This is a genomic window from Streptomyces corynorhini, from assembly GCF_003346515.1.
GTDB classification, from domain to species: Bacteria; Actinomycetota; Actinomycetes; order Streptomycetales; family Streptomycetaceae; genus Streptomyces; species Streptomyces corynorhini.
The window spans coordinates 1-8,812 of sequence record NZ_QQNA01000074.1; the positions used below are offsets into that span (position 1 = coordinate 1).

Consider the following 8,812-nt stretch of genomic DNA (forward strand, 5'->3'; position numbering starts at 1 on the left):
CGAAGGACGAGACGGCGGCGCGGCGGGGGCGGTCGGCGTGGGCGGGCCAGGGCTGCTCGTCGGTGAGCAGGCGCAGGTCCGCGGCCGTCCAGTCGATGTGCGGGGACGGCTCGTCGGCGTGCAGGGTGCGGGGCAGCACGTCGTGGTGCAGCGAGAGGACGAGTTTGATGATGCCGGCGACTCCGGCGGCGGCCTGGGTGTGGCCGATGTTGGACTTGATGGAGCCCAGCCACAGCGGGCGGTCCTCGGGGCGCGCGGAGCCGTAGGTGGCGAGGAGGGCCTCGGCCTCGATGGGGTCGCCGAGCGGGGTGCCCGTGCCGTGCGCCTCGATGGCGTCGATGTCGGGGCCGGTGAGTCCCGCGTCGGTGAGAGCGTCGCGGATGACACGTTCCTGCGCGGGCCCGTTGGGGGCGGTGAGGCCGTTGGAGGCGCCGTCCTGGTTGACGGCGCTGCCGCGGATCACCGCGAGGACGGGGTGGCCGTTGCGGCGGGCGTCGGAGAGCCGTTCCAGGAGGAGCATGCCGGTGCCCTCCGCAGGGCCGAAGCCGTTGGCCGCGGCGGAGAACGCTCTGCAGCGGCCGTCGGCCGCGAGGGCGCGCTGGCGGCCGAAGTCGACGAACATCTCGGGCCCGGACATGACGGTGACGCCGCCGCCGAGCGCGAGGTCGCATTCGCCGGAGCGCAGGGAGCGGACGGCGAGGTGCAGGGCGACGAGGGACGACGAGCAGGCCGTGTCGACGGTGACGGCGGGCCCCTCCAGGCCGAGGGTGTAGGCGATGCGGCCGGAGGCGACGCTGGTGGTGCTGCCGGTGAGGATGTGGCCGCCGAGATCGGCCTGGGCCTCCTTGGACCGGGGCTGGTAGTCCTGGGAGATGGCGCCGACGAACACTCCGGTGCGGGTGGCGCGCAGAGCGGCGGGGACGATCCCGGCACGCTCCACGGCCTCCCAGGAGGTCTCCAGGAGGAGGCGCTGCTGCGGGTCCATGGCCTGGGCCTCACGCGGCGAGATCTCGAAGAACTCGGCATCGAACAGCGGCGCCTCGTGGAGGAAGCCGCCCTCGCGGACGTACGAGGTGCCGGGCTGGTCGGGGTCCGGGTCGTACAGGGCGTCGAGGTCCCAGTCGCGGTCGGTGGGGAAGGGCGTCACGGCGTCGGTGCCGGACGCCAGCAGCCGCCACATCTCCTCGGGAGTGTCAGCACCGTGCGGGAAGCGGCAACCCATGCCGACGATCGCGATGGGTTCCTGCTGCTGCTCCTCGATTTCCTGGAGACGCTTGCGTGTCTGACGAAGGTCGGCCGTGACCAGCTTGAGGTAGTCCCGCAGCTTCTCTTCGTTGCTCGCCATTTGATGCCACTTCCTAGGAGGATCCCCCCAGAGGGGTCCGGGAACGTCGGTCCTGCGCGGTCCGGGGTCGGTCGGGGTCAGGAAATGCCCAGCTCTTTGTTGATGAGGTCGAACATTTCGTCGTCCGTCGCGGACTCAAGTCCGGTGCCGCTGGTAGTCGTGCCGCCGTCGGCGGCGGAATCGCCCTCGCCGTTCGCCGTGTCCGTGCCGGTGCCACCGGTCCAGCGGGCCAGCAGGTCGCGGATGCGGGCGGTGACCTGGTCGTCGAGTCCGTCGCCTTCGTCGTCCGGGGTGTCCTGGGGCCGGTCGAGACCCGCCATGACGGACTCCAGCCGGACGAGTTCGGCGAGGACGACCTCCGCGGGGCGCGGCTCGTGCGGGGCGCACTGCTCCAGGAGGTATCGGGCGAGTACCTGGGGGGTGGGATAGCTGAAGATCAGGGTGGCCTTCAGGGTCAGCCCGGTTGCGGCGCCGAGACGGTTGCGCATCTCGACGGCGGTGAGGGAATCGAAGCCGAGCGCCTTGAACGGCCTGTCGGCGTCGACGGATTCGGGGTCGGACTGGCCGAGGACGGCGGCGGTGTGGGTGCGGACCAGTTCCAGCGCGGCTTGCTCCCGCTCCTCGGCGCGCAGCGGCCGCAGCTGCTCGGTGAACGAGACGGCGGGGGCGCTGTCGGTGTCGCCCGCGCCGCTGGTGTGATCGGTGCTGACCGGGGCGGCGCGCCGGACCGGGGTACGGACCAGGGCGCGCAGGATGGCGGGGGGTTCGGTGCCACGCTGTTCCAGGTCGGCGAGGGCGAGGCGGGTGGGCAGCAGGAGCGGCTGGTCGGCGGTGAGGGCCGTGTCGAACAGGGCGAGGCCCATGTCGGCGGGCAGTGGGGCGAGGCCCATGCGGCCGATGCGCCGCAGGTCGGCGGCGCCGAGGGTGCCTCCCATGCCGCTGCCGGTGTCCCACAGCCCCCAGGCCAGGGACAGGGCGGGCAGTCCCTGGGAGCGGCGGTGCTGGGCGAGGGCGTCGAGGAAGGCGTTGGCGGCGGCGTAGTTGGCCTGGCCCTGGCTGCCGAAGGTCGCGGCGACCGAGGAGAACATCACGAACGCCGACAGGTCGCGTTCACGGGTCAGCTCGTGCAGGTTCCAGGCGGCCTGCGCCTTGGGGAGGAGGACGTGGTCGACGCGGTCGGGCGTCAGGGCGTCGAGGATGCCGTCGTCCAGGATGCCGGCGGCGTGCACGACGGCGGTCAGCGGGTGCGCGGCGGGGACGCTGTCGAGCAGGGCTGCCAGGGCGTCCCGGTCGGCGGCGTCGCAGGCGGCGACGGTGACGGTGGCGCCGAGTTCGGTGAGGTCGGCGACGAGGTCGGCCGCGCCCGGCGCGTCAGGGCCGCTGCGGCTGGTGAGCAGCAGGTGGCGTACGCCGTGCCGGGTCACCAGGTGCCGGGCGAACAGGGCGCCGAGGGTGCCGGTGCCTCCGGTGACGAGGACGGTTCCGTAAGCCCTCTGTGTCTCGGCGGACAGCAGGCCCGGGGTGTCGGCGACCGGGGTGCGGGCGAGGTCGAGGGGCACCTCGGGCACGGTGAGGACGATCTTGCCGGTGTGGCGGGCCTGGCTCAGGTAGCGGAAGGCTTCGGGGGCCCGCCGTACGTCCCAGGTGGTGACGGGCAGGGGCCGCAGCGCCCGCTGTTCGAACAGGTCGAGGATGTGGGCGAGCATGTCGGCGGTGTGGTCGGGGTCGACGTCCCGCAGGTCGAACGCCTGGTAGGCGACGCCGGGGTGGTCGGTGGCGACGGTGTGCGGGTCGCGCGGGTCCGTCTTGCCCATCTCGATGAAGCGTCCGCCGCGCGGCAGCAGCCGGAACGAGGCGTCGATCAGCTCGCGGGCCAGGGAGTTGAGGACGACATCGACGCCGCGTCCCGCGGTCACGTTCCGGAACTTCTCCTCGAAGGAGGTGTCGCGCGAGGACGCGATGTGCTCGTCGTCCAGTCCCATGGCGCGCAGGGTGTCCCACTTGGCGGGGGACGCGGTGGCGAAGACCTCGGCGCCGAGGTGCCGGGCGAGCTGTACGGCGGCCATGCCGACGCCACCGGTACCGGCGTGGACGAGGACGGACTCGCCTCGGCGCAGATCGGCCAGGTCGACGAGGCCGTGGTAGGCGCTGAGGAACACGATCGGCGCCGCGGCGGCCTCGACGAAGTTCCAGTGGTCGGGCCGGCGGGCGAGGAGTCGGTGGTCGGTCACGGCGAGCGGTCCGTACGCACCGGAGAACAGTCCGAGGACCCGGTCGCCGGGGGCGAGCCCGGTGACGGCCTCGCCGATCTCCAGAACCACACCCGCGCCTTCGCGGCCGGGCACCTCACGGTCGAGCATGCCCAGGGCGACCAGGACGTCGCGGAAGTTGACGCCGGTGGCGCGCATCGCGACCCGGACCTCGCGGGGGGCGAGAGGGGCGGTCGCCTCGGGGCAGGGGACGAGGGCGAGGCTGTCGAGGGTGCCGGGCGTGGTGACGTCGAGCCGCCACACGGGTGCGTCGGCAGGCGGCAGCATGGCGCCGCCGGTTCCGGCGGGCGCCAGGCGTGGCGCGTGGGCGATGCCGTCGCGCAGCGCGAGCTGCGGTTCGCCGGACGCCAGCGCGGGCCCGAGGTCGAGGGCGGCCGGGGCGGGAGCGGCGGTCGCGGCGGGAGCGGCGGTCGCCGCGAGGCCGGGGGTGGGTTGTTCGGGGGCGAGGTCGAGCAGGACGAGCCGGCCGGGGTGCTCCGACTGCGCGGACCGGACCAGGCCCCAGACGGCCGCGGCGGCCGGGTCGACGGGCGTGCCGTCCCCGTCGGCGGGCACGGCCTGCCGGGTCACCAGGACCAGCCGGGCGGCGCCGAAGCGGTCGTCGGCGAGCCAGGTCTGTACGAGGGAGAGGGTGCGGTGCAGTCCCGTACGGGTGGCTTCCACCGTCGGCGCCGGGGATGTCGGCGCGTCCGCGGCGGGCGACGGCGCGGAGCCGGAGTCCGTCGCGCAGGCGGCGAGGACGACGTCGGGCAGGGGTGTCCCGGCGGCGACAGCGGCGACGAGGGCCGCGAGGTCGGCGTAGTGCCCGCCGGGGGCCTCGGGAAGTCCGGCGATACCGGCGCCCAGGACCGCCCAGTTCGCGGCGGGACCGGCGGCGGCCGGGGCGGACAGCGCGCTCCACTCCACCCGGAACAGCGCGTCGTGCGCGCCGCTCGGGTCCCCGGTGGCGGGGGCGAGGGCGTCCGTGCTCAGCTCCCGCAGGGTGAGCGCGTCGACGCGGGCCACGGCGCCGCCTCCGGTGTCGGCGAGGGCGAGCGTCAGGGTGTCGTCGTCGACCCGCGTCAGCCGCACCCGTACGGCGGAGGCGCCGATCGCCGTCAGGTCGACCCCGCTCCACGAGAAGGGGAGCCGGACGCCGTCGGAGGCGTCGGGCGTCGCGCGCCCGGCGGCGAGCCAGGCGTGCAGCACGGCGTCCAGGAGAGCCGGGTGGAGTCCGTGACGGGGGGCCTCGTCCTGCTGCTGTCCGGCGGGCAGCCGGACGTCGGCGTACACGTCGTCGCCGTGGCGCCAGACGGAGTGCAGACCCTGGAAGGCGGGACCGTAGGCGTATCCCTCGTCCGCGAGCCGCGGGTAGAAGTCGTCCAGCGGGACGGATTCGGCGTCGGCGGGCGGCAGGACGGACAGGTCGCCGGCGGGGGCGTCGTGCCGCGGGTCGAGGAACCCACCGGCGTGGCGGACCCATTCCGAGGTGGCCCCGCCGGGCGCCTCGGTCTGCGAGTGGACGGACACCGTACGGCGTCCCGTGGCGTCCGGGGCCCCGGCGGCGACCTGTACGCGGACGGCGCCTTCCTCGCCCAGGACGAGCGGGGCCTCCAGTGTCAGGTCGGCCACCCGCGGGCAGCCGACGCGGAGTCCGGCCTGGAGAGCCAGCTCAAGGAAGCCGGTGCCGGGGAAGAGTACGGTCCCGGCGACGGCGTGGTCACGGAGCCACGGGTGCGTGGTCAGGGCGAGCCTGCCGGTGAGCAGGGTTCCGCCGCCGTCCGCGAGGGTCACCTCGGCGCCGAGCAGCGGGTGCCCGGAGGCCGTGAGCCCGAGCCCGGCGGGGTCGCCGGTGACGAGGCTGGGGGCGCCCGGCCAGAAGCGCTGCCGCTGGAAGGCGTACGTCGGCAGGTCGACCCGGCCGGCCGGGGTGCCGGTGTACAGGGCGGACCAGTCGGGTGTGGTGCCGCGGGTGTAGAGCGCGCCCACGGCGGTGAGCAGCGTGCCGGTCTCGTCGCGGTCCTTGCGAAGCGCCGACACGAACAGGGCCTGCTCCGGCTGTCCGTTGCCCGCCTCGGCGCGGGCGAGCGCGGTGAGTGTGGTGTCCGGTCCCAACTCCAGCCAGGTGCGGGCGCCTTCGGTCTCCGCGCGCCGGACGCCGTCCGCGAATCGGACCGCGTCGCGGGCGTGCCGTACCCAGTGGTCGGGTGCCATCAGCTCGTCCTGATCGGCGAGTTCGCCGGTGAGTGACGACACGACGGCCAGTCGCGGCTGGTGGTAGGTCAGGCTCTCCACGACAGCGCGGAACGCGTCGAGCATGGGCTCCATGAGCGGGGAGTGGAAGGCGTGGCTGACCCGGAGCCGGGTGGTCCGCCGGTCGAGGCCGCGGAAGTGGGCGGCGATCCTCTCGACGGCGTCCTCGGCACCCGCGACAACGACCGCCTCGGCACCGTTGACCGCCGCGATTCCGACCTGGTCGTCCAGGAGAGGCCGTACCTCGCCCTCGCCCGCCTGGAGCGCGATCATGGCGCCGCCGTCGGGCAGTGCCTGCATCAGCCTGCCTCGTGCCTCCACCAGACGGCAGGCGTCCGACAGCGACCACACCCCGGCGACATGCGCGGCGGCGATCTCACCGATCGAGTGGCCGAGCAGGAGGTCGGGCCGCACGCCCCATGACTCAAGCAGCCGGAACAGGGCCACTTCGAGGGCGAACAGGGCGGGTTGCGCGAACTCGGTCCGGTTCAACCGGTCGGCGTCCGCGTCCTCGTCGAGGACAACGCTCTTGAGGGAGAAGGGGAGTTCCGCGTCGACGGCGTCGAAGGCTTCCGCGAAGGCGGGGTACGCCGCGTACAACTCACGCCCCATGCCGACACGCTGGGCGCCCTGCCCGGCGAACAGGAACACCAGGGGACCGACGCTGTCGGGTGCCGCGTCGGCGATGACGTGGGAGGCGGTGCCCTCGTCTGCGTCGGCCAGCGCGCGAAGGCCGCTCAGTGCCTCCTCCCGGTCCGCTGCTACGACCACCGCACGGTGTTCGAGCGAGGACCGGGTGGACGCGAGGGTACGGGCGACCTCCCGGTACGACGGCGCGGAGCCGTCCGCGAGCAGAGCCGCGAGCCGTTCGGCCTGGCCGCGCAGCGCGCCTGGTTCGGCGGCGGACAACGGCAGGAGCACACTTCCGGCGTCGCTGCCGGTCGGGGTGTCGGTCGGCGCCTCGGCGGCATCGTGCGCCGGGGCCTGCTCAAGGATCACGTGGGCGTTGGTCCCGCTGATACCGAAGGACGACACACCCGCGCGGCGGGGGCGGTCGAGCGACGTCTGCTCCCAGTCGACGTTCTCCGTCAACAGACGCACATCGCCCGCCGACCAGTCCACGTGCGACGACGGCTCAGCGGCGTGCAGGGTCCGGGGCAGCACGCCGTGGCGCATCCCCATCACCATCTTGATCACACCACCCACACCGGCAGCCGCCTGCGCGTGACCCACGTTCGACTTCAACGACCCCAGCCACAGCGGACGCTCACGGTCCTGCCCGTACGTCGCCAAAAGCGCCTGCGCCTCGATCGGGTCACCCAACGGGGTACCCGTACCGTGCGCCTCGACCGCATCGACGTCCGCAGGCGACAGACCCGCACCGGCCAGCGCCTGCCGGATCACCCGCTGCTGCGAAGGACCGTTGGGGGCTGTCAGACCGTTCGACGCACCATCCTGGTTGACGGCGGATCCCGCCACCACGGCGAGCACGTCGTGGCCATGGCGCCGTGCGTCCGAGAGCCGCTCCACCACGAGCAGGCCCACACCCTCGGCCCACGCCGTACCATCCGCGCCATCCCCGAACGCCTTGCACCGGCCATCCGTCGCGAGCCCCAGCTGCCGTGAGAACTCCACGAAGGTGTCCGGCGTCGACATCACGGTCACACCACCGGCAAGCGCGAGATCGCACTCGCCCGAACGCAGCGCCTGAGCCGCCAGGTGCAGCGCGACGAGCGACGACGAGCACGCCGTGTCCACCGTCACCGCAGGGCCCTCGAAGCCGAACGTGTACGCGATACGGCCGGAGGCCACGCTGCCGGTGTTACCTGTCATGAGGTAGCCGCCGGAGTCGAGTTCACCGGCGCGCAGGAGGGTGCCGTAGTCCTGGGCCATGGCGCCGGCGAAGACGCCGGTGCGGCTGCCGCGCAGGGTGGCCGGGTCGATACCGGACCGCTCCAGGACCTCCCAGGACGTCTCCAGCAGCAGACGCTGCTGGGGATCCATGGCAAGCGCCTCACGCGGCGAGATACCGAACAGCCCCGAATCGAACTCGGCGGCCTCGTGCAGGAAGCCACCGTCGCGGACGTACACCCGGCCCGGCGTACCCGGCTCGGGATCGTAGAGACCCTCCAGGTCCCAACCACGATCGGTCGGGAAGCCGCCTATCGCGTCGCCACCCTCACTGACCAGACGCCACAGATCCTCCGGAGAACCCACACCGCCAGGGAACCGGCACGCCATACCCACGATCACGATCGGGTCCTCGCCCACGACGGACGGCACCAGCGGAAGACCGTCTGCGACGGACTCGCCTTCACCGACCAGTTCGGTCAGGAGATGACGTGCGAGCGCGGACGGCGTCGGATAGTCGAAGACCAGCGTCGCGGGCAACCGCAGACCCGTCACACCACCCACCCTGTTACGCAACTCCACCGACGTCAGCGAATCGAAACCAAGAGCCTTGAACGGCTGCTCCGCATCAACCTCACCCGCCGACCCATACCCCAGAACAGAAGCCGCCTGCCCACACACCAGATCCCGAACAAACTTCTCACGCTCACCCTCAGCAAGCCCCACCACACGCTGCCTCAGACCAACACCACCACCCGCATCAGCCGACACCTCCACCACCCGACGCACCGGCACCCGCACCAGACCACGCAACAACCACGGCAACTCACCCCCACCACCACGCAACCCCGCCACATCCAAATGAACCGGCACCACCACCGCCCCATCAACAGACGACCCCGCCCCCAACACCACATCCAACAACGCCAGACCCGTCTCAGGAGCCAGCGGACGCATACCACCACGCGCCATACGCCGCAGATCCGCCTCACTCAACTCCGCCGTCATCCCCGCACCCGGAGCCCAGGGACCCCACGCCAGCGCAACAGCCGGCAGACCAGCCGAACGCCGCACCCCGGCAAAAGCATCCAAGAACGCATTCGCCGCCGCATAG

2 protein-coding genes are annotated in these 8,812 nt (G+C 72.9%); both read right to left on the bottom strand.

Going from position 1 to position 8,812, the window contains the following annotated elements; all coding sequences use genetic code 11:
• Window positions 1–1,345, bottom strand: a 1,345-nt coding sequence (locus tag DVH02_RS11050) for a type I polyketide synthase (RefSeq protein ID WP_199566237.1), incomplete at its 3' end; no start/stop codon positions are given.
• Between the two features lie 77 nt (window positions 1,346–1,422).
• On the bottom strand, window positions 1,423–8,812 hold a 7,390-nt coding region (locus DVH02_RS11055), incomplete at its 5' end, for a type I polyketide synthase (protein WP_147286036.1).